General features: G+C 53.2%; 23 protein-coding genes. 16 read left to right on the plus strand and 7 right to left on the minus strand.

The annotated features are described in order from the left end of the window. Nucleotides 1–16 precede the first annotated feature (16 nt). Together JXQ85_RS16165 and JXQ85_RS16170 are read left to right on the plus strand one after the other, a co-directional pair. Entirely contained in the window at nucleotides 17–1,441 is a 1,425-nt protein-coding gene (locus tag JXQ85_RS16165) for a flagellar hook-length control protein FliK (protein WP_421750001.1), read from the plus strand. A 10-nt stretch (nucleotides 1,442–1,451) separates the two neighbouring features. Beyond that, entirely contained in the window at nucleotides 1,452–2,123 is a 672-nt protein-coding gene (locus JXQ85_RS16170) for a flagellar hook assembly protein FlgD (RefSeq protein ID WP_421750002.1), read from the plus strand. 8 nt (nucleotides 2,124–2,131) lie between these two features. Here JXQ85_RS16170 and JXQ85_RS16175 read toward each other — a convergent pair whose 3' ends face one another. The 5 genes from JXQ85_RS16175 to JXQ85_RS16195 are packed head-to-tail and all read right to left on the minus strand — an operon-like array spanning nucleotide 2,132 to nucleotide 5,649. Continuing rightward, on the minus strand, nucleotides 2,132–2,617 hold the full coding sequence (locus JXQ85_RS16175) for a flagellar biosynthesis protein FlgH (RefSeq protein ID WP_421750003.1): 486 nt from the start codon (nucleotides 2,615–2,617) through the stop codon (nucleotides 2,132–2,134). A 6-nt stretch (nucleotides 2,618–2,623) separates the two neighbouring features. Continuing rightward, nucleotides 2,624–3,412, minus strand: a complete 789-nt coding sequence (gene flgH, locus JXQ85_RS16180) for a flagellar basal body L-ring protein FlgH (protein ID WP_421750004.1) — start codon at nucleotides 3,410–3,412, stop codon at nucleotides 2,624–2,626. Further along, nucleotides 3,409–4,077: a flagellar basal body P-ring formation chaperone FlgA gene (gene flgA / locus JXQ85_RS16185; protein ID WP_421750005.1), complete on the minus strand. Its 669-nt coding sequence runs from the start codon at nucleotides 4,075–4,077 to the stop codon at nucleotides 3,409–3,411. Before flgA ends, flgH begins: the two co-directional genes overlap by 4 nt. A 3-nt stretch (nucleotides 4,078–4,080) precedes the next feature. Then, the gene (flgG, locus tag JXQ85_RS16190; protein ID WP_421750006.1) at nucleotides 4,081–4,866 is read right to left on the minus strand and encodes a flagellar basal-body rod protein FlgG; all 786 of its coding nucleotides are present in this window, start codon (nucleotides 4,864–4,866) and stop codon (nucleotides 4,081–4,083) included. Between the two features lie 45 nt (nucleotides 4,867–4,911). Further along, complete coding sequence (locus tag JXQ85_RS16195; protein ID WP_421750007.1) at nucleotides 4,912–5,649, minus strand: flagellar hook-basal body complex protein; 738 nt, start codon at nucleotides 5,647–5,649, stop codon at nucleotides 4,912–4,914. 142 nt (nucleotides 5,650–5,791) lie between these two features. Between JXQ85_RS16195 and JXQ85_RS16200 the strand changes: the two genes are divergently transcribed. The 4 genes from JXQ85_RS16200 (at nucleotide 5,792) to JXQ85_RS16215 (ending at nucleotide 11,611) form a co-directional block, all read left to right on the plus strand. Further along, nucleotides 5,792–7,624 (plus strand): tetratricopeptide repeat protein, encoded by a 1,833-nt coding sequence (locus JXQ85_RS16200; RefSeq protein WP_421750008.1) that lies wholly within the window; start codon nucleotides 5,792–5,794, stop codon nucleotides 7,622–7,624. Between the two features lie 147 nt (nucleotides 7,625–7,771). Beyond that, a complete protein-coding gene (locus JXQ85_RS16205) occupies nucleotides 7,772–9,073 on the plus strand; it encodes a flagellar hook protein FlgE (protein WP_421750009.1) in 1,302 nt (433 codons plus the stop codon). A 24-nt stretch (nucleotides 9,074–9,097) separates the two neighbouring features. After that, complete coding sequence (flgK, locus tag JXQ85_RS16210; protein WP_421750010.1) at nucleotides 9,098–10,516, plus strand: flagellar hook-associated protein FlgK; 1,419 nt, start codon at nucleotides 9,098–9,100, stop codon at nucleotides 10,514–10,516. 12 nt (nucleotides 10,517–10,528) lie between these two features. After that, a complete protein-coding gene (locus JXQ85_RS16215) occupies nucleotides 10,529–11,611 on the plus strand; it encodes a flagellin (RefSeq protein WP_421750011.1) in 1,083 nt (360 codons plus the stop codon). An 87-nt stretch (nucleotides 11,612–11,698) separates the two neighbouring features. On the opposite strand, the gene JXQ85_RS16220 is transcribed toward JXQ85_RS16215, so the two are convergent. Further along, on the minus strand, nucleotides 11,699–12,445 hold the full coding sequence (locus JXQ85_RS16220; protein WP_421750012.1) for a winged helix-turn-helix domain-containing protein: 747 nt from the start codon (nucleotides 12,443–12,445) through the stop codon (nucleotides 11,699–11,701). 195 nt (nucleotides 12,446–12,640) lie between these two features. Here JXQ85_RS16220 and JXQ85_RS16225 point away from each other — a divergent pair, with 195 nt between their 5' ends. The 5 genes from JXQ85_RS16225 (at nucleotide 12,641) to JXQ85_RS16245 (ending at nucleotide 16,723) form a co-directional block, all read left to right on the plus strand. Beyond that, nucleotides 12,641–13,777, plus strand: coding sequence for a flagellar basal body P-ring protein FlgI (locus JXQ85_RS16225; RefSeq protein WP_421750013.1), 1,137 nt, complete (start codon nucleotides 12,641–12,643; stop codon nucleotides 13,775–13,777). Nucleotides 13,778–13,803: 26 nt separating this feature from the next. Next, nucleotides 13,804–14,070 (plus strand): hypothetical protein, encoded by a 267-nt coding sequence (locus JXQ85_RS16230; RefSeq protein WP_421750014.1) that lies wholly within the window; start codon nucleotides 13,804–13,806, stop codon nucleotides 14,068–14,070. Between the two features lie 5 nt (nucleotides 14,071–14,075). Next, on the plus strand, nucleotides 14,076–14,561 hold the full coding sequence (locus tag JXQ85_RS16235; RefSeq protein WP_421750015.1) for a flagellar biosynthesis protein FlgI: 486 nt from the start codon (nucleotides 14,076–14,078) through the stop codon (nucleotides 14,559–14,561). Between the two features lie 130 nt (nucleotides 14,562–14,691). Then, nucleotides 14,692–15,525 carry a flagellin gene (locus JXQ85_RS16240; protein ID WP_421750016.1) on the plus strand — a complete coding sequence of 278 codons (834 nt, stop codon included), beginning with the start codon at nucleotides 14,692–14,694 and terminating at the stop codon, nucleotides 15,523–15,525. Between the two features lie 376 nt (nucleotides 15,526–15,901). Continuing rightward, nucleotides 15,902–16,723 (plus strand): flagellin, encoded by an 822-nt coding sequence (locus JXQ85_RS16245; protein ID WP_421750017.1) that lies wholly within the window; start codon nucleotides 15,902–15,904, stop codon nucleotides 16,721–16,723. A gap of 108 nt (nucleotides 16,724–16,831) precedes the next feature. Here the strand turns inward: JXQ85_RS16245 and JXQ85_RS16250 are convergent, their stop codons facing one another. Then, entirely contained in the window at nucleotides 16,832–18,193 is a 1,362-nt protein-coding gene (locus JXQ85_RS16250) for a FliI/YscN family ATPase (RefSeq protein WP_421750018.1), read from the minus strand. Nucleotides 18,194–18,261: 68 nt separating this feature from the next. Between JXQ85_RS16250 and JXQ85_RS16255 the strand changes: the two genes are divergently transcribed. The 5 genes from JXQ85_RS16255 to JXQ85_RS16275 are packed head-to-tail and all read left to right on the plus strand — an operon-like array spanning nucleotide 18,262 to nucleotide 20,426. Then, on the plus strand, nucleotides 18,262–18,609 hold the full coding sequence (locus tag JXQ85_RS16255; RefSeq protein ID WP_421750019.1) for a flagellar basal body protein: 348 nt from the start codon (nucleotides 18,262–18,264) through the stop codon (nucleotides 18,607–18,609). A gap of 11 nt (nucleotides 18,610–18,620) precedes the next feature. Further along, nucleotides 18,621–19,031 carry a flagellar basal body rod protein FlgC gene (flgC, locus tag JXQ85_RS16260; RefSeq protein WP_421750020.1) on the plus strand — a complete coding sequence of 137 codons (411 nt, stop codon included), beginning with the start codon at nucleotides 18,621–18,623 and terminating at the stop codon, nucleotides 19,029–19,031. Between the two features lie 9 nt (nucleotides 19,032–19,040). Then, nucleotides 19,041–19,364, plus strand: coding sequence for a flagellar hook-basal body complex protein FliE (locus tag JXQ85_RS16265; RefSeq protein WP_421750021.1), 324 nt, complete (start codon nucleotides 19,041–19,043; stop codon nucleotides 19,362–19,364). Next, nucleotides 19,364–19,633, plus strand: a complete 270-nt coding sequence (fliQ, locus tag JXQ85_RS16270) for a flagellar biosynthesis protein FliQ (protein ID WP_421750022.1) — start codon at nucleotides 19,364–19,366, stop codon at nucleotides 19,631–19,633. Before JXQ85_RS16265 ends, fliQ begins: the two co-directional genes overlap by 1 nt. A gap of 1 nt (nucleotide 19,634) precedes the next feature. Further along, complete coding sequence (locus JXQ85_RS16275) at nucleotides 19,635–20,426, plus strand: lytic transglycosylase domain-containing protein (protein WP_421750023.1); 792 nt, start codon at nucleotides 19,635–19,637, stop codon at nucleotides 20,424–20,426. Nucleotides 20,427–20,433 lie beyond the last annotated feature (7 nt).

Raw genomic sequence — 20,433 nt, forward strand, 5'->3', positions numbered from 1 at the left:
GAGGCAGTGAAAACCAATGCAAACAGCGATGAATCCATTGCTCCTATCTTTGGGCTTAAAAAAGCCCGGTGATCCCGCGATGATCTCGGGCCTTAATGGGGCCGTGGACGATCAGGCAGATCCGGAGACCGCAGCGCCGAACATGTTCAGCTTTGCCGGTCTGATTTCTGATGCGCCACTGGCGCCATCGTCTGACAACTCCGACATATTACTATCCGAGGCGGGGATTGATGATCAGCCTTCGCCATTGTCCGCCTTGATGGATCAGATAACGCGCGTTCTGGATCAATTGACTGAACTGGCGCATGCGCCGGATGTTCCTGCGGAACTTTCGCAGAAGATCCAAGGTGCAATTGAAAAGCTTGCAGGCGCGATTGAGCAATTGCAAACCGTCGCGGTAAAGCGTGACGGGGCGATACCAAAGGCGTTTTTGGCAGAATTAAGTAATGGGGCAAATTCAGAGCTGCCGCCTCAGGCCAATGGAGTGCAGACCCTACATCAGGGATTGCAAGAGCTGGAGCAAACTCTGAGTGCAGCGATGCCAAACCTAAAGACCTCACAGCCAGCACTGCAACTGGGTGCGATTATGCAGGTTTTGGGTGATGTACAAAAGCTGGCGCGTCCTGTCGCGGCGATGCATCCGGTTGTGGTGACACCGGATCTTGAACAGAAAACTGTGTTTGTAAATCAAACATCACAATCTGTTATGCAACGCGCAAACACACCACAGCCTGGCTTTGTTACGTCGGCTGCATTGACGACAGATGCTGGACCTTTTGATGCGGAGGCGGGCGAGAAGACAGATTTCACTGTGCCGCTGACACGCTTCGGAGCCAACAAGGCGACTTCAACTCCATCGATTCAAGTTGGTACGCCGCCAGCACAGTTAAACCCAATGAACCCCGGCGCGATCGATCTGCCACGCGAGATGATCCAAATCGTGCCGCAAGAGGCGGTCAGCCTGGTTCAGTCGACACCTGAATTGAGTATCGACGCAAAGTCGGTTGAAGCTGCGCAACAGGCGCGGCCAGATACGCCGCAAGCGAAATTCACGCAGGCTGTTGTGGGGCAATTGCGCTCTTTTGAGTTCAAAGAAGGCACTACGAAGGTTGCACTAAATCCACGTGGTCTTGGCCAAGTTGAAGTCGAGATGAAAACTAATAGTGATGGCACGCTGTCAGTCGTGGTGCGTGCAGAAAGCGCGCATGTTTTAAGCAGCTTGCGCAGTGAGACCGATCTGCTTGCTCAGATCGTCGGGCAATCAGGCGAAGGCACTTTGGACTTTCAGGAATTCGGCTCTGATCAGGGACAGGAATTTAGCGAGAACGCTGCCTCAGCAGGTGGTTTTGAGGATGAAGCTGGCAACGGTACGAGCTTGGAACTTTCTGATACCGAGGACACTCAGACCATTGGCAATGGCCAATTGGATCTGACAACATAAGGTAGGAACCATGGGACTTGCACCAATTACATCAGGCGGGACCTCGGCCACAGGGGGCAGCAATTCACTGTCCCAGCTGGGCGAAGATTATACGCGGTTTCTAACACTTTTGACCGCGCAGGTTCAGTATCAAGACCCGTTGCAGCCGATGGATGCCACCCAGTTTGTGTCACAGCTGGCGCAGCTGAGTCAGGTGGAACAGGCCGTTCAAACCAACACCAATTTGACAGATCTGGGCGCACAGATGACATCTTTGCTGTCCGCAAGTGGGTCAGACTTAATTGGTCGTGAGGTGACGATCAGTTCTACGCAAGTCACATTGGATAGTGGAAACGTTGATAGCTATTACCAGCTACCCGAGGGTACAGCGTCTGTGACCGCCGAAATTCGCGATCCGTTGACCGATACAGTGGTGCGCACGCTTACTGATTTGCCAAAAGAGCACGATAAGCTGCTTAAGCTTGAATGGGATGGTCTGGATGACAACGGCAATTCAGTTCTGGATGGCAACTACACGGTGAAGCTCACCGCAGTGGACGGTGACGATAATGCGGTTCAGCATTTCTCTTATCGTAAGGCTTTGGTGGAAGAGGTGCTATTCACTGAGGGGCAGAATTATTTCAAGCTGTTTGGTGATGAAACCGTGCCTGCTGAAGGCATTCTAGCTGCCAGCACGGGCTAGATATAATCCTATTGGCGCAAGCTGCGCGCGGTGTTGAATTCATTGATTTGCGCCGTGCGCAATGAGCGGAATTTCAGGTGCAATTTGCGCACAATGTCTTCGGCCAGTTGTTCCTGATCAATGTGTTCTTCTTCGCCTTTGTCCAGCCAAAGCGTGGTTTCTGCCATGTCCGAGATCACAGTGACCGTGGCGTCGCGCAGCCTGTTTCGGCCCTCAAGCCCGTTGAGGCGCTCAAAGTTGCCTGAACCTGCAATATAGACATCCAAATCTAGCAGGATATGCAACACGCTGCGCGGCTGCAGGACCTGAATGGTGAACTTGCCAAGCGGCATTTTATACAGGATTTCCTCAGGCGTTGCCGCAACAATACCTGCTTCATTTTCCTCTGCCATGGCGGCAGCCTCGACGGGGTCGGGCGCCATCATCTTGCCAAGAAAATAGCCTGTGGGCCCCAGCAAAAGGGGGCCCAGCAATATGATGATTAGTTTCTTCATAAGGCTCTAATAAGGCAGAATTACATCCAAGAAGTCTTCGCCGTAACGCGGCTGCTGCACCACGGAAATCTGGCCGCGACCACCATAAGTGATGCGCGCCTCGGCGATCTTATCGTAGTTGATGGTGTTTGCCGTATCGATGTCTTCTGGACGGATAATGCCCGCGACGCGCAGCTCGCGCAGCTCGGAGTTCACTTTGACTTCTTGGCGCCCTGCGACGACGAAGTTACCGTTGGGCAGTTCTTTGATAATCAGGGCAGCGACCCGCAGGTTGATGGCCTCATTTCGACGGATCGAGCCTGCGCCAGCTGAGGCAGAGGTATTACCCAGATCGATGATGTTGCCACCGGTAGGCAGATCATCTGCACCGATGCCGGGGAGAACTTCGTTAATCCGCCCGCCGTAGCCTAAGAATTCTGGACTGTTCAGATTTTGTGTTCCAGATCGAGAGCGCTCAGACTGATTGCGCAGTTGAGCATCATCTTTGATGTTGATGACGACGGTCAGGATGTCTCCGACCTGTTGGGCGCGTTGGTCGTCAAAGAAACTACTGGTGCCGCTGGTCCAGAGGCTGGAGGCCTCGGCCCGTTTTGGGCGTCGGTTTGGTTCGGACCGGGGCAACGGGACACTGACGCGGTTCACTTCGGGAACCAATTGCGGGTCCATCTCGCTGAACTGCGGGTTGCGGGTTTCTTTGTAGTTTTGTGTGCAGCCTGCAACCGCCAGCCCGGCGGTGATCAGGATCAGTCCCAAAACCCGTTTCTTTGAACGGTTTGCTTTGGTGGATAGGGTCAAAACAGTGCCTCCACGGTGCCGTCAGCCTTGGCGACGGCGGTGATTGTTTTATTGCTCGCTAGGTTCACAACCCGCAGCTCTTGTCCGAGGTGCGCGTCGCTAATGGCTTTGCCGGCTGCAGTCAGTTGCAGCGGGCCGTATTTCAGGTGGATGGTCACGCGATCTCCGCGCGAAACAACAACGGGCGGGATCACGGATTGGCGATGGATTGGACGCCCCGGAGACAACATCCTGCGCACTTGCATGCCGTTCAGATTGTCAAATTCTGTGATGGCAAAGGCATGCACACGCGCCCATGGCATGTCGATCATTTGAATGTCATGTTCGGTCAGAATTTCTTCGGGCATAACGCGGCGCGTCACGACCGGCACCGGCACGCTTAGGATCGCAAGGCCCTGAATGCGGCGAATTTCACCGCGATCGGTGATCAGATTGGCAATAAATTGGCCGGTGTTCTGATCGATCCAAAATTCATTGATGAACTCGCCATCTGCGGGGGTGCCTTGGGCCACTCGGATCGCGAAGCTGCCATTGTTGGGCATGGCCGGGCCATATTCCTGCTCGGCGCGTTCTGATACAAGATCAGTGGTCGGCACGGCAGCTGCCGTCATCGGCAAGATGGCCAGTGCAGCGGCCATCAGGAGCTTATGGAGCCAGCGTGTCATGGCTTATTTGATCTGATTGGCAGTTTGCAGCATCTGATCCGCGGTTTCGATGGACTTAGAGTTCATTTCGTAGGCGCGCTGCGCTTGGATCAGATCGGTAATCTGCTGAATGATGTTCACGTTGGAGTTTTCCAAACTTCCTTGGCGGATCACACCCACACCCGGATCTCCGGGGGTGACAGTGGTGGCTTCACCCGAGGCGCTGGTTTCTTCCAATAGGTTGTTGCCGATTGGTTTAAGACCTGCATCGTTCAGGAAGGTGGCCAGCGTCAATTGGCCAAGTTCTGTTGGGGTGTTTTCATTCTCTAAATAGGCGGACACCATTCCTTCGGAATTGATTTCGATGCGGCGGGTGCCATCTGGAACCGTGACGCCCGGGTCGATTTCATAACCATCCAGATTGACGATCGTGCCTTCTGCCGACAGGTTGAAGTTGCCTGCGCGCGAATAGGCCAAAGATCCGTCCGGGCGGTTCACCACAAAATACCCGCGACCTTCGATGGCCAGATCAAGCGGGTTTTCCGTTTGGATGAGGCCACCCTGTGTGTTCAGCCGCACCATGCCGGCACCCTGTACACCTAGTCCAACATTCAGACCCACAGGTCGGGCAGTGCCTTCAGAGGAGGTCAGCGCGCCTTCTTCGACCATGGTCTGATAGATCAGATCCTGAAACGCGGCGCGTCCCGACTTAAAGCCGGTGGTATTGGCGTTGGCGATGTTGTTGGCGATGACGTCAACATTGGTTTGCTGCGCCAACATGCCTGTGGCTGCGATGCCTAAAGCCTTCATGCTCTTTGCTCCTGCTCAATCACTGACCGCGTGGTTGCGGTCAGATCAGACGACCCGCCCCAGCCTTTGAATGGCTTGTTTGGTCAGATCGTTTTCGTCGTTCATTAGTTTCACCGCGCGTTCGTAGGCGCGTTGGATATCCATCAGGTTGATCATTTCGACCACCGGCTGGACGTTGGATTGTTCGATGTATCCTTGCGAGATACTGCCTTCTTCGGTTTGTTCCGCGTTTGCTCCGCCTGCGAGGAACATGCCGTTGCCGATGGGGGCAAGAAGATTTGGATTATCGACACTAAACAGGCCAATTCGGCCAATTGTACCGCCATCCTGATCGGTGATCGTGCCGTCTAGTGCGATGGTGACCGAGGTGCCAGATTCTGTTGGAACGGTGATTGGGGCACCGCTGATATCCACCACCGGAGAGCCGCCCATCGTAACCAGCTGACCGTCGGTATCAATTGTCAGGCGGCCATCGCGACCATAGGCGGTTTCGCCACCCGGAGCCTCAAAGCCTAGAAAGAATTCACCGGTGACCGCCACATCCAATGGGTTGCCAGTTGGCACCATCGTGCCCTGTGACATGTCAACGAAAATGCCCTTTTCTTTGACGTAGTTCACGGCCTGGGTGCTGTCGCCGGAATTAGAAGGATCAACCGCTTCCATCAAGGGATGCTGAGCCTTGTAGCCTGCTGTTGAGGCGTTCGCCATATTGTGGGCGGCAAGGTCTATGCTCCGCTCCAGCGCGGTGGCCAATGACAGGGATACGTAATTCGTGGTGCCCATGCCTTCCCCCCGGATTGAGATTTGCAACAAGAACAAATCTGGCGAACACAGAATAACCTTGGTTATTGCTTGTTAAACTATCCATCAATATAAAGATTAAAACAAGATGTATTTGCAAATTCGCAAGGATAGTTAAGAATTCATGAATGCGATCTGGCGCAGAGTTTTGCTTGGCTTGATGGGGTCCGTTTCCGCGACGGCCCTTTCCGCTGCTTCTGCACCCAAAGAAGAGGTCATTGAGGCTCCGGCCACAAAGATTGAAAAGAAAGAAGAAATCCTGGCACCGCGCACCGGGGTTCAAACGCTGTTTGACCTTGATTTAAGGCGGTGGCCAGAAGAGCGCTTTTACGAAAACCTGACCGCGCAAATTGATGCTTTGTCCAAGACCCATGGGGTCGAAGGTAAGGCTGTGATGATGGATATCGCTGAAATTTATATGGGCCAGATGATGGTCTATGAGGCGGGGTCAGTTTTGGGCGGATTTGAGGGCATCGAGCCGCAATTGGAAAGCCGGTTGCAAGCACTGCGGCACGCGCAATCCTTGCTCGATGGTTATCCCGTTGAAGATTTCGAAACCTCCCCCTTGTTTGCATCAACACGCGTGGATCGCTCTTTTTGGGCGGCGTTGCAGGGGATCGCGAGCGGCGATGCGCGTCTTTTGGCAGACAATCTGGAGGCGGGGCTTTTGGGGCTGATGCACCAGACGCGGCCCGTGGCGCATACCATTTTGCCAATCTTAACCGAGGCGATGGTTGAAATCGGGGCAGACGTGCATGCGACACAGGCGCTGCGCTTGTTGAATGAATTTCCTGATCTGACAGATGCGCCGATGGGGTATTTCCTGCGCGGACGGGCACAGCAGATGCGGGGCAATCAGTCTTCGGCTCTGGCGGCCTATTTTGAAGCTGCAAAAGGTTGGGATCGCTACGCAGCGCGGGCGCGCCTGTCTTTGAGTGAGATGGCATTGCGCGATGGTGGGCGCGGGGCGCTCTTGGCAGCGCGGGATGTTCTTGAGCACGGTAAGGACTCGTGGAAAGGGGATTTCCTTGAGGTCCAGCTGATGCGGACTTTGGCGGAAGTGTTGGTGAAAAACCAAGATGATGTCGAAGCGCTTAAAACTTACGGCACCATTATGCTGCGCTTTCCTGGCACAGCCGCAGCAGAAGAGGCTGAGGTGCAGGCTTCGGTGGAATTAAAAGCCGTTTATGATGCGGGCGAGGCGGGTGATCTGTCTTTGGCCACCTGGCTTTCGCTTCATTATCAATTGGTTCCGGCCTTTAGGTACTACGATGCCTTCCCGGGATTTGTGGAGCGGGTTGGCGATTACCTTTACGACAATGGCGGCACCAGCATGGCCGCAGAAGAATACCAGCGCACATTGGATTTGCTGCGGGATCTGCGGGTGCATTATCCGGAAAAGGCTGATCTGGATCGGGAGTTTTCTGTCCGTCTGAAGAAGGTGCGCGCCCTAGAGCGGGGCGGCCAATTGGAAGAAGCTAAATTCTTGCTGATGTCGATGGATGGCAGCAGCGATGCCATGAAGCGCGAAGATGTGAACCGGCTGCGGGCCAGTGTTTATGCGAAGCTCGGCGATAGTGAGGCTTTGTTGCGCACGCATGTCAGCAAACCGTCCCCAGTGAATTTGCGCAACTTGGCGCAGGCCCTCTGGGCCAAAAAGGATTGGACTGAAGCGATTGTGTTTTATGATCGGCTCTGGAGCGAATTCCCAGGTCATTTTGATGCCGATGATGCCACCTATCTGCTGATTGCTGCTCATCGCGCAGGTCGAGCGGACGTGACCGTACGCATCATCAACTATTTCCCAAATCTCACGCAGTCTGAGGGTTGGATGAACCTTGCGCAGAGTTTTCAAAGCGAGCCACCTTCGTTGATGCCTCTCACCAAAGACGGGGCTGATCAACGCATTCATCGGCTGCAGAAATCTTTGGAAAATATGAAAATGTCTGATCTTTAAGATGAGCTGTTCTTTGTATTTAGCTGAAACAAAGGATAAAATTGAATATCAATTAATAAAATTGGCTATTCTTTAACTCTCCTTAAAATTTAATCTTGTAGGTTGCAGGATAAGACTAACAATAAATAAAAAATTGAGGCGACCGATATGTCAATTTCCAGTGCATTGCAGACCGGAGTCAGCGGTCTTCAAGCGAACTCTACCGCTGTTGGCGGTATTTCTGAAAACATCGCGAATGCGAACACTGTCGGCTATCGACGGGGGTTCGCGCATATGGTCACGACCACTGCAGGTGGCGGGACTGGGAATGGCGTCCTATCGGTCGTCGCGGAGGACCAGTTGGACATCAACCGCGCGGGCGGCTTGATCTCAACCACTTCGGCCACGGACCTAGCAATTGGCGGCAATGGATTTTTTATTGTTTCTGCCAACCCGAATGAAACGGTTCAAACCAATTATCACCTGACGCGCGCGGGATCATTCCTACCTGATGAAGACGGCAATTTGCGGAATGCTGCAGGGTTCTATCTTTCTGGGTTTCCTTACGATGCCACTGGCAATCTGGGCACAGTGGATCGCAGTTCATTCGGCTCGATGGAAACAGTAAACATCGGCAATGTGACCCTATCCGCGGCGCAGACCTCCGAGATGTCAATATTGGGTAACTTACCTGCACAAGACACTGGTCTTGCCACTCCGGGTGCGCCGTTTGAAACATCTTCAGAGCTCTTTACGGGTCTTGGTGAAACACAACGGATTTCCTTCAGCTGGCAGCCAACCGCGACGGAAAATCAATGGACCGTGACAATGGCGGATCATGAAGGAACGGATCTGGGCAGCGTGACCGTTGATTTTAATGACTCTGGTGCCCTTGCGGGTTCACCGTCAGCATATTCAGGGGCAGCGTCTGTCGCGACAGCGCCCTCAGCTTTTGCCTTTGATACAGCAACAGGTCAGGCAACAATTACCTTGAACAATGGCACTACGCCGCAAACGATTACAATCGATTTGGGTGAGCCGGGTAGCTTTAATGGCGTCACGCAATTTGCTGGTGACTTTTCACAATCCTTTGAACGTGATGGTTCCAGCGTTGGTGAATTGATACGGACGGAAATTGATGAGGCGGGCACATTGTACGGCGTCTTTGACAACGGCATGCGGCGCGCGCTTTATGAAATTCCAGTGGGCGTCGTGGACAATCCCAACGGTCTGATTGAAGAAAAAGGCAACGCTTATAGCCTGACCGCGGAAACCGGTGGATTCTTCGCACAGCAAGCAAATTCCGGGTCAACCGGGTCTATCAACTCGGGCGCACTTGAGGGATCCAACGTCGATATCGCGCAGGAAATGACGGATTTGATCCGGGTTCAGCGCGCGTTCTCAACCAACGCCAAAGTGATCACAACTGTTGATGACATGATGGATGAAACCACCCGGTTGAAACGTTAATCGGGTAAGGAAGGGGCTGTTTAGATGAGCCTGTCAGGCGCATTATCAGCCGCAGCATCGGGACTTGCTGTAAACCAAGGCTTGTCTCGTGTGACCGCGGGCAACGTCGCGAATGCGATGACAGAAGGCTATGCGCGTCGCAGCGCCTTGGTCGTCAGCACATCGGTGGGCACTGGCGGCGCTTTGATTTCAGAAGTGCGCCGCGAGGTGGACGCAGCGCTCGTGCGCATGTCGCGCACCGAAAACTCCAAAATGGCGCAGCAACAGGCGATCCACGAAGGTCTTCGGGATTATACTCTGTTCCTTGGCCAGCCGGGGGACGGTACGTCGCCGGGTGAAAAATTTGGTGCGTTTAATTCCTCTTTGACGACCTTGGTGAACATGCCGTCGTCGACAGCAGCGCAGCAGGGCGTGGTATTTGCAGCTGAAGATCTGGCGATGTCGATCCGCGACGCAAGCGATCGCTTGGCGGGTGTGCGCGCGGATGTGGACATGGAGATCCGTTATGAGGTCTCTGATCTGAACGATCTGCTTTATGAGCTCAGAGATCACAATCTGCGTATCCGGGATTTTGAGCCGGGATCATTAGAGGCTGCAGCTTATGATGATCAGGTCGCTCAGGTGCTGGATAAAGTGTCCGGAATTACGGATATTCGCGTATCGCGCACTTCTGATGGTTGGGTGAATGTCTATACCACCGGTGGCGCGGCCTTGCTCGAAGGCGATCAGGTTCAAGACGTAACCTATAACGCTGGTGATGGGACGTTTTTTGCTGGCACCCAAGAAATCACGCCCGGTGTCGCGGGCGTGCGCGGTATGGAGTACGGCAGCCTGGCAGGATTTGCCGAGCTAAAGCGTGAAATCCTACCAGAGTTCCAGCTGCAACTTGATGAATATGCGCGCGGGTTGATTCAGACATTTGAGAATGCAGACGCGTCCTTGGCGGCCGGGCAGGCGGGTCTGTTCACCGACAACGGCTTTGCCTTTGATCCACTTAATCTTGACGGTCTGGCCTCGCGGTTGCGCGTAAATGATGCGGTGAATTCCGGATCTGGCGGTTCGGCTTGGTTGGTGCGAGACGGCCTTGGGGCCACGTCGCAGGGGCCTGCGTCTGATACAACTCAGATTCAGGCGTTCATTGACGGAATTCATGACCCTATGAATGCGGACGCCGGAACGGGTATCAACGCTTCGATCAGCCTTTTTGATTATGGATCGGAGATGGTCACTGCGCAGGGGACAGCTACGTCTCGCGCGGAGAAAAGTTTTAATGCGGCGCGGTCTGCTGCCGAGGTCATTCAATCTTCTCGGAAAAACGTTGAAGGCGTGAACATCGATGAAGAGATGCAGAAGCTGATGATGATCGAGCAAAGTTTTGCAGCCAATTCCAAGATGCTGACAGCGGTGGCAGAGATGCTGGATACGCTTTTGGCAGCGGTTTAAGGGAGGTCTGACATGAGCTGGCTTTCAACTCGGATTTCGACCTATCAGATCAATTATTATATGCGCAGCAGTGTCTCTGAAAACACGCTGGCGCTGCAACGGGCGGGGCAAGAGCTTTCGACCGGCCGTCGAGCGGACATGTTTGGCGATTTGGGGCCGCGGGCTGGTGTTGCGATCACCATGCGGGCGCGTGAGGAAAACACGCAGTCCTATCTGGATGCCAACAACGTTCTGGAAAACAAGCTTGAGGCCATGTTGAGCGCGATTGAAACTGTGCGAGACCCGGTTGAAGAGGTCTTGCAAGCCGCGATTGTGAATAAGGAAAGTGCCAGCACTGGTGCCTTTGCCATTCAGGCGCAGGCGCGTGCGGCTTTGGAAACCTTAACAGGTACGCTGAACATCAGCTTCAACGGCGAATTCTTGTTTTCAGGCACCACCAGTAATGCAGCTGCGTTGAACCGCTGGGATACCGCAGATACAACAACTGGCCTGTCGCCTGAGGCGATTATGGCGGCCATTGTTGGAGGCGGGCCTGCGACAACGGGTGATGCTGCTACGATGCTGGCGGAAATTGATCAGGTCTTTGACGGCACGCATGCAACGGCAGGCTATAATTTCGAAGAAAGCTTTTACAATGGCACGCCAGAGCTGGATGGATTGGGGGCTCCGAACGATCGTATTGCGGGCCGCATCGACCATGATCAACAGCTGGTATATGGCGTGCAAGCCAACGATCAGGCGTTTCGTGATGTGATCAAAGGTCTTGCGATTTTGGCTTCTGTCGACATCCAAGACATCGCGGATGAAGACACTTATCGTGACTGGATGGATGGTGCGGTAGAGGCTCTGGCGAGTGGTACGCAGGGCATGCTTTCGACATCGTCAAATTTGGGTTTCAACCAGCAGGTGGTTGATAAGGCAAAAGAACGGCTTGAGGATATTTCCATGGTGCAGCGCAAGCAAATCGGCACCTATGAAAACATCGATCCATACGAAGTTGCGACCGAAATGAGCAGCTTGGAGACCCAATTGCAGGCTAGCTATAGCGTGTCTTCACGCCTTTCAGGCCTCACGATCTTGGATTGGTATCGCTAGAATTGGGCGTTAGAGGCGCCGTTTCTGCAAAATGAAAAGCCCCGCGATCGGTTGAGATCGCGGGGCTTTTTCTTGGGGAGATTCAGATTAAATCCGGGCTTCGATGGGCATCGCTGCGCGCAGCGGTTCCAGCGTCTGGATATCTTCTTCCTCTGGCGCGCTAAGCTTGTAGCCTCGCCCGTGGATGGTTTCGATATATTGCGCACCGCTTGAAGAGGCTGCAGCAATCTTTTTGCGCAGTTTGCAGATGTAGACGTCGATCACCTTGTCAAAAGGTTGATCAGCGCTCATCCCGTAGACCGCATCATAGATCGCGTTTTTCGAAATCACCTTGTTGGAATTCAACGCCAAGTGTTGGAAAATCGAATGTTCGCGTTTGGACAGTCTGATCCGCGCGCCTGAAACGATCGGGTCGCGCCCGTCGAAATAGGCTGTGACTTCACCCACGCTGACGCTTTCAGCCGCATGGCCGTGGAAGCGTCGTACAATGGAATTGATACGCGAGAATACTTCGGATCCTTTGATCGGGCTGACGATGACATCATCTGCCCCACGATCCAGCGCTGCCGCTGTATCTGTGGAGTTCCTGAAATCTCGCAATACAATCAATGGGTTGTCACACCCGGATGCCCGCACCGCTCGGATCTGCCGATGTGTGTCTGCAGATTCACCAATCAGGATCGCGCGATGTTCACTGCCGGGTTGCGACAGCGGCGCGAGGCCTGTTTCAAAGAACTCTTCACCAACAAAGAGCGGTTGCAAGCCAACGTTCTCAAGCTCTGCTTGAAGGGATGCTCGACGTTTCTCGCGTGGCTCGAATACATAGGCGCGCATGGCGACCTCCGTTCCACTTATTCTTGTTTGTCCTTTATCGCTAGCAAGGATAAATCTGGCTTTCAACAACAAAAAAGAAAAATAACGAAGATTAATTTTTGGTTAAAGCTTTGATATAAGAATTAAAGTTGGATTAATACTAGACTAATTAAGGATAATTCTTTAATCCTTGGAGTGGGTATATAGGAAGGACCTATGGAGCAGTACCAAACTCTTTCCAAGCGCTTAAGAGCAGCAACCCTTTATCTTCTGACGCTGATTTGCGTTGTGGTTTGGGTGAATGATGCCAGGGCGGATGTTCGAATTAAGGACATCGCGAGCTTTGAGGGCGTGCGCGAGAACCATTTGATCGGCTACGGGCTGGTTGTGGGTCTCTTGGGCACGGGGGATAAGCTGGCCAATAGCCCATTCACGCGGGAATCCATGCGCGGCATGCTGGAGCGATTGGGCGTTGCCAATATTGACGCCAATCTGTTGAAAACCAAAAACACAGCTGCCGTCATGGTGACCGCAAAACTTCCACCCTTCGGCCGACGCGGCGCGCCGATTGATGTGACAGTTTCCTCCCTAGGTGATGCATCAAGTTTGCGCGGGGGCACCCTATTGGTGACGCCCCTGGCCGGAGCGGATGGTGAAGTTTACGCCGTTGCGCAAGGCGCGGTTGCGGTTTCGGGCTTTCGAGCCGAAGGCAATGCCGCAACGATCACTGAGGGTGTGCCGACCATTGCGCGCATTGATAATGGGGCGATCATCGAACGAGAAGTGCCGTTTAGCTTGCGCGAACTTGAAAGCTTTCGCGTGGCCTTACGCACGCCTGATTTCACGACAGCAACCCGCGTGCGGGACGTTGTGAATATGGAGCTTGGCGCTCAGTTTGCTGAGGTCTTGGACCCTGGAACTATCGAGATTCAAATCCAAGATAAGGCAAATGTCGCTGAGTTTGTTTCTGTTATTGAAAATCTTGAGGTGCAGCCAGACAGCGTGGCGCGTGTCGTGATCGATGAAAAATCCGGGACCATTGTGATTGGGTCCAACGTGCGGATTGGCCAAGTGGCGATCAGCCAAGGTGGGCTGACAGTTAAGGTACGTGAACGCTTTAACGTGTCACAACCGCAGCCGATTTCAATTGGTGGCACAACGGTTGTGATTCCAGACACCGAACTTGATGTCGAAGAAAAGGATAGCAAGTTCACTATTCTGGACGCGGACGTCAGTCTGCAAGATCTGGTGGATGGGTTGAATGCCATCGGGGTGGGGGCCCGCCAGACGATTTCTATTCTTCAGGCGATCAAGTCATCTGGCGCTTTGCATGCAGATCTGGAGATCATCTGATGGTCGATGTTTCGCTGACAACCTCTTTGGCGCAGGCCAAGGCGCAGATGGCGCAACAAAAAGGGGCGCTGAACGCTGGTGAAGTCGCTTCTGCCAAAGAATTTGAAACGGTTTTTCTCACCCAATTTGTCGATGAAATGATGAAGACCGTCGACATGGGCACAGGTGAAAATGACGGCCAAATGTGGCGGTCCTTTATGTCGGAAGCCTTATCAAAAAGTTTGGTTGAACAGGGCGGGCTGGGGCTCGCTCAAAATGTTCAACAGATGATGGCCGCGTATAAGAAGGGCTGAGAGAGATGATTGCGACACGTCAATTTCGAATGAGCGAACGCAAGCAATCGCGCACTGGTGCGGCGGATGATCCATCACCCATGGATTTGCAAAACATCGATGCCTTTGCGGAAAAAATCAAAGAGGCCGTTGCCCTGTTGCGCAGTGAAATTGAGGCGATCAACGCGGGCAACTTGGATGTGGTCAGCGACAAATACGAAGAGAAATCTGGATTGCTAAAGTGGCTCGAACTCAAGCGCCCTTTGGTTGAGCCATTTATCAAAAAAGATGCGGCCCTCGCGCGCCGTTTGCCGGAGCTTCTGGAAGACCTTCGGGTCGCCGTGACAGAGAACAGCACTTTGCTGTCTCGTATGGCCGGAGCTGCCGGATCCGTTGCGCGCGAAATTGAAAAGGCAACACAAAGACATAGCCTGAATGGGCTCTATGGAAAGTCTGGCAAAAAGGTCGGCGATTCGACTGTGACCAAAATGACGATCGATAGAGAATTTTAAGGCGAAAATTTGGCTAAAGTGTGAAAACATGAACCACCTTTTAACCACGCCATGTATATTGTGTGGCATGGCGCAAAGCCAATTCAGTCAGAAGACTGTTTATAATCTCGAGAAATGAGGAGAGCATTAAATGTCGTCCATTCTCACTAACAGCTCCGCAATGGTTGCTCTGTCCACCCTGAACATGGTGAACAAGAGCTTGAACGAAACCCAAGGCCGTATTTCCACTGGTTTGCAAATTGGCTCTGGTAAAGACAACGCGGCATACTTCGCTATCTCTGAAACCATGAAGGGTGACAGCGGTATGATCAAGGCCATCAACGAAGGCCTGACTGCCACGAAGAACTCCCTTGGTACAGCGCGTCTGGGTGCGGAAACCGTAAAAGACCTGGCTGGTCAGTTCGCAGAGCGTGTCGCTTTTGCGCAGAACGCTGGTTCTGAAGGCCTGGCAGATATTCAAGAAGAGCTCGACGGTCTGGTAAACCGGATTGATGCGGCCATTAACCAAGCGACCTTTAATGGTGAAAACCTGGTTGAGGGCACCGCGACCGAGACAGTCGTAACTGGTGTAAGCCGTGATGGCGGTACCTTCGCAACGACAACTGTGAGCTATGATCAGGTTGATTTGCGCGCAATTCACACTGCACTTGCTGCAGTTGATTTGACCACTTCTACTACGCCTGCTCTTCTACAGACTGACTTGACGACTGCGGAAACACAGCTCGCGGCCTCTGTGACAGCTGCCACATCTTTGGGTGTTGCTGAAAAGACCATCGAAGGTCAGCAGTCTTTCCTTGATGCTTTGACCGACACACTGGATTCCGGTGTATCAGCGATGGTTGACGCGAACATGGAAGAAGAAGCGGCACGTCTGCAGGCCTATCAGGTTCAGCAGCAGCTGGCGACGCAGTCCTTGTCGATTGCGAACCAGGCTCCGCAGAACATTATGTCTCTGTTCCGGTAATACATTAGTTGAGGGGCCGGGTTCCGGTCCCTTAATCAGAATCAAAGCGTTTGATTCTGTTAAAAAGTTTAAGAAATCGGCTTCCGAAAGGTGGCCGATTTTTCTTATTTGGTTCAAGCGATCGTGGATTGTTTGCCCTATTTGGCACCGTGTGAGTTCTGGTTTGCCAAACTCACATCTAAAGCGTTGTTTTTATTGAAATACATTATGTCTGAAATGTGGCGTGCGCGCCCTATTTCCGCCCTAATCTGCCCAGAAATGAACACAGAAGATTAAACGCGCTTTAACCCTCGCCGCGATATTTTAAAACTCGGTTAACAAACCAATTCAGTCAGAAGACTGTCAAAATAATCCCGAGAAATGAGGAGAGCATTAAATGTCGTCCATTCTCACGAATAGTTCCGCAATGACCGCCTTGCAGACTCTGAAGTCTGTCAACAAAGGTCTTAATGAAACTCAAGGCCGTGTCTCTACTGGTTTACAGGTAAGCTCTGGTAAAGATAACGCTGCATATTTTGCTATTTCCGAGACCATGAAAGGTGATAGCAGCATGTTGAAGGCCGTTAATGAGGGTCTTACATCATCGAAAAACTCCGTTTCTACCGCTCGTTTGGGTGCTGAAACTGTTAAAGACCTGGCTGGTGAATTTGCAGAGCGTGTTGCGTTTGCACAAAACACTCCGGACGCAAACCTGGCTGACATTCAAGCCGAGCTTGACGGTCTGGTTGGTCAAATTGATGCCGCGATCGAACAGTCGACTTTCAACGGTGAAAACCTTGTTGAAGGCACTGCGACTGAAACTGTCGTTACGGGTGTGACCCGTTCTGGCGGTACGTTCACCACTACAACTTTCGATTTCGATCAGGTTGATCTGCGTGCAATCCATACTGCGCTGGACGCGGTTGATATTTCCTCCGCTGTGACCACAACTGACCTGCAAACTGCAGAAACTCAGCTGGGCAACGCGGTTTCCGCGGCAACATCTTTGGGTGTCGCTGAGAAAACTCTGGAAGGTCAGCAGGAATTCCTTGGCGCATTGACAGATACCATCGATCAAGGTGTGTCTGCGATGGTTGACGCTGATATGGAAGAAGAAGCCGCACGTATGCAGGCGCTGCAGGTTCAGCAACAGCTGGCGACCCAGTCTCTGTCTATCGCGAACGGTCAGCCACAGTCTTTGCTGTCTCTGTTCCGTTAATTCAATCGGATGCATCGATAAGTTCTTTCAAAGGCTTTTCGTAACGATTGATTTGGTATTCTCCTTTGAAGGAGCCATGGTCGGCTGCCCTATGGGTGGCCGGCTTTTTCATGCGGTGGCACTGAGATCGATAGGCACGTCGATGCCGGCTTCTAAAAGCATGCGAAAGATCTCAGCAAAGGCTTGGTCCGAGGTCATTTTTTCGGCCTTTCGCTGGGCCAAAAACGCATCAGCAACCTTGAAAAACACCGCAGAGGCATCGATTTCGGGATCTGTACCGGGCTTGTAGGCGCCTACGCGGATCAAATCCTCCATATCGGCGTATTTCGCCAAGGCACGCCGGGCCTCGTGCATGATTTTATATTCTTCGTCCGTATGACAGGCGGGCAGCATACGCGAAATCGAGCGTTGGATATTGATCGCTGGGTAACGGTTCTTTTCGGCAATGCTGCGATCTAGTACTAAATGTCCGTCCACAATGCCGCGGATAGCGTCGGCGATGGGTTCATTCATATCGTCGCCATCCACCAAGACAGTGTAAATCGCGGTAATGTCGCCCTCGCCATCACGGCCGGGCCCTGCGCGTTCCAATAGATGCGGCAACTCAGAGAAAACAGTAGGCGGATAGCCTTTGGTGGTGGGCGGCTCGCCGCTGGACAGGCCAATTTCACGTTGCGCCATTGCAAAGCGGGTGACGGAATCCAGCATCAGAAGAACCTGTTTGCCTTCAGATCTGAAATGTTCAGCAACCGTGGTTGCTGTGAAAGCCGCTTGGCGGCGCAACAAAGGGGCCTCATCTCCGGTCGCAACAACCACAACTGCGCGTGCCATTCCCTCAGGGCCGAGGTCTTCTTGGATGAACTCCTGCACCTCGCGGCCGCGTTCCCCAACGAGGCCAATGACTATGACTTCGGCATTTGTATTGCGTGCAAGCATCGCCATCAGGGTGGATTTTCCCACGCCCGAGCCTGCGAAAACGCCCATGCGCTGCCCCTGACAAAGCGGGGTGAACACATCTATGCATTTGATCTGGGTCTGCAGTTTTTGCCCAACGCGGCGACGACCAAAGGCCGGAGGAGGCCCATTGCGGCCAGACGATCGATTTCGGCCTTTCTTAAACCGAGGCGCATCACCAAGCGGGCGGCCAAGCCCGTCGACCACAGTACCAATCCAGCTGTCATCCGGGCAGATGCCTTCGTCGTGTTGCACCAATTCCACCGGATCGCCGACGGCAACGCCGTCCCATGATCCAAATGGCAAGAGGCGCAGGCCTTTTTCATCGGCACCGACGACCTCAGCCATAACAGGGCCTTTAACGCCTTTCACAACGCAACGTGCGCCAATGCCAACCGCGCGTTGAAGCCCCGCAACGGTCAGGGACATGCCAACAATCGACTGCACGCGGCCCATGATTTGCATGGCTTCCAATGAGGCGATTGTGGCTTTCAGGTCTAAAAAAACCTTGGACACAAGAATAAACCCTGTTTTAATCTTTGTTATACTTGCTATAATCAACAATAAATCCGCAGGAGTCCATGATGAATATCGAAACGCCAAATATCTTTGAGCTTGCGTCGCAGCGGCTGAAGTGGCTTTCGGACCGTCAGAAAGTGGTTTCCGAGAATATCGCCAATGCCGATACCGCTGGTTACCGCGCGAAAGAGGTCGAAAGCTTTGATGCCTATCTGGAAGTGGCGACAGGACAAGCCGAAGCGCCGGATGCCAGTGTGTTTGAAAGCGAGGCGACTTGGAATCAGGATCTGACAGGCAACAACGTTGTTCTGGAAGAGCAGATCCTAGAGGCCAATGCCACATCGGGGCAGTATAAGATCGCGGCCAATCTTTATCGGAAAGCGCATGATATGATCCGTGCGGTTTCTGGGTAAGGGGGCGGCTTATGGACAGTCTTAGCCTTATCGGGAAAGTGGCAACCAGCGGATTGCGCGCGCAGAGTGAGCGGATGCGCGTGGTGTCTGAAAACGTCGCCAACGCCAATTCAACTGCGGAAACACCGGGCGGGGATCCTTACCGCCGAAAGGTCGTCAGCTTTGGTGAATTACTGGATGATTCAACCGGTGTATCCCACGTTGAGATCGCTGATATCGAGCGCGACATGACCGATTTCACGGTGCGCTATGAACCCTCGCACCCTGCAGCGGATGAGACGGGTTATGTGAAAATGCCTAACGTGAACCCGTTGATTGAGATGAGCAATATGCGGGAAGCCAGCCGGTCCTATGAGGCCAACCTGACCATGCTGGAAAACGCGCGGGCGATGCGTAACCGCCTGATTGATATGTTAGAATAGGAATGAGCCATGAGTGATTTTTCTTCGATCCGGTCTCAAGCGGCTATTCAAGGGGCCTATGGCGATGCCAAAGGTCTGAATTCTCCGGTTCAGGTATCAGAAGGCACCGAAAAGACTGAATCCTTCGGTGACATGCTGCGCAATGCGGCGTCTCAGTCCGTGGAAAACGTGCGCCAAGGCGATGAAATCGCGACCCAGGGCCTGACCGGTAAAGCGGGCATTCAGCAAGTGGTCGAAGCGACTATGACCATGGAAAGCACAGTGCGTGTATCCGTTGCGGTACGCGATAAGCTGGTGGAGGCTTATCAAGACGTTATGCGCATGCCGATCTGATGGATAGCGCAGGGGCATACGAGGTCATCCGGCTGACGCTCACTACAATTCTGCTGGCGAGTGCTCCGATTTTGGCAGGCGCTTTGATCGTGGGCCTGGTGATTTCCTTCATTCAAGCGCTGACGCAAATTCAGGAAATGACTCTGACTTTTGTGCCTAAGATCGTAGCGATCTTTGCGCTTTTGGCGCTGACGCTACCGTTTATTTTCAGCACGCTCACCAAGCTGTCCAATCAGGTATTTGATCTGATCGTGTCGGGGGGCTTTTAAGATGCGGGGCCCGCTCTTGGCATATGTCATTGCGGTGTGTGTTGCGGCGACAAGCGTGCAGGCTGATTTGTTTGGCAGTCTTTTCACCTCTCCGAAAGCGGTGGAACAATCCTTGCCAGATACCAAGAATAGCGCGCTGATTGATCGCCCAACGACGGGCGCGCAATGTGTGGCTGCGATTTTGGATGCGGAACAACGCTACGATATTCCGGGGCATTTGTTGCTGGCCATCGGCATTCAAGAAGCGGGGCGGAACGGGCCTGCAGGTTTGGCGGTCTGGCCATGGACGGTCAATGCCAATGGGGAAGGTGCATTTTTTCCTACGCGCGAAGCCGCGCAGGATTGGGTGCGCGAAAAGCAAGCACAGGGCATCAACAGCATTGATGTGGGTTGCATGCAAATCAACCTGCGTTGGCATGGTGAACAGTTCCCGCATCAAGATGCAGCCTTTGATCCCTTTATGAACGTCGACTATGCCGCGCGGTTCCTGGTGAGCCTGTTTCATGAGACCGGTGCTTGGGATAAGGCCGCGGGCCGATATCACTCCGCCACTGAAAAACACCAGCGCCGCTATTTGGATTCCCTTGGGCGCAACCGGCAGGTTGTCGGGCGCGACATTCAACGCCTGACTGCATTGGCGCGGTCCTTTGTGCCGGTTGAAGTTGCCGAGGTTGTGATCCCTCCAGCCCCACCGCCGCCGGTGTTCTGGAGCAGTTCGGAAAGCGGCGGGTATTCGATTTATTCCAACGCCCCTATTCGGCCGATATTGCCGCAATACGAAGCATTTTTCTGAGGCCTAA

The organism is Cognatishimia sp. (assembly GCF_049116455.1).
Classification (GTDB): domain Bacteria; phylum Pseudomonadota; class Alphaproteobacteria; order Rhodobacterales; family Rhodobacteraceae; genus Cognatishimia.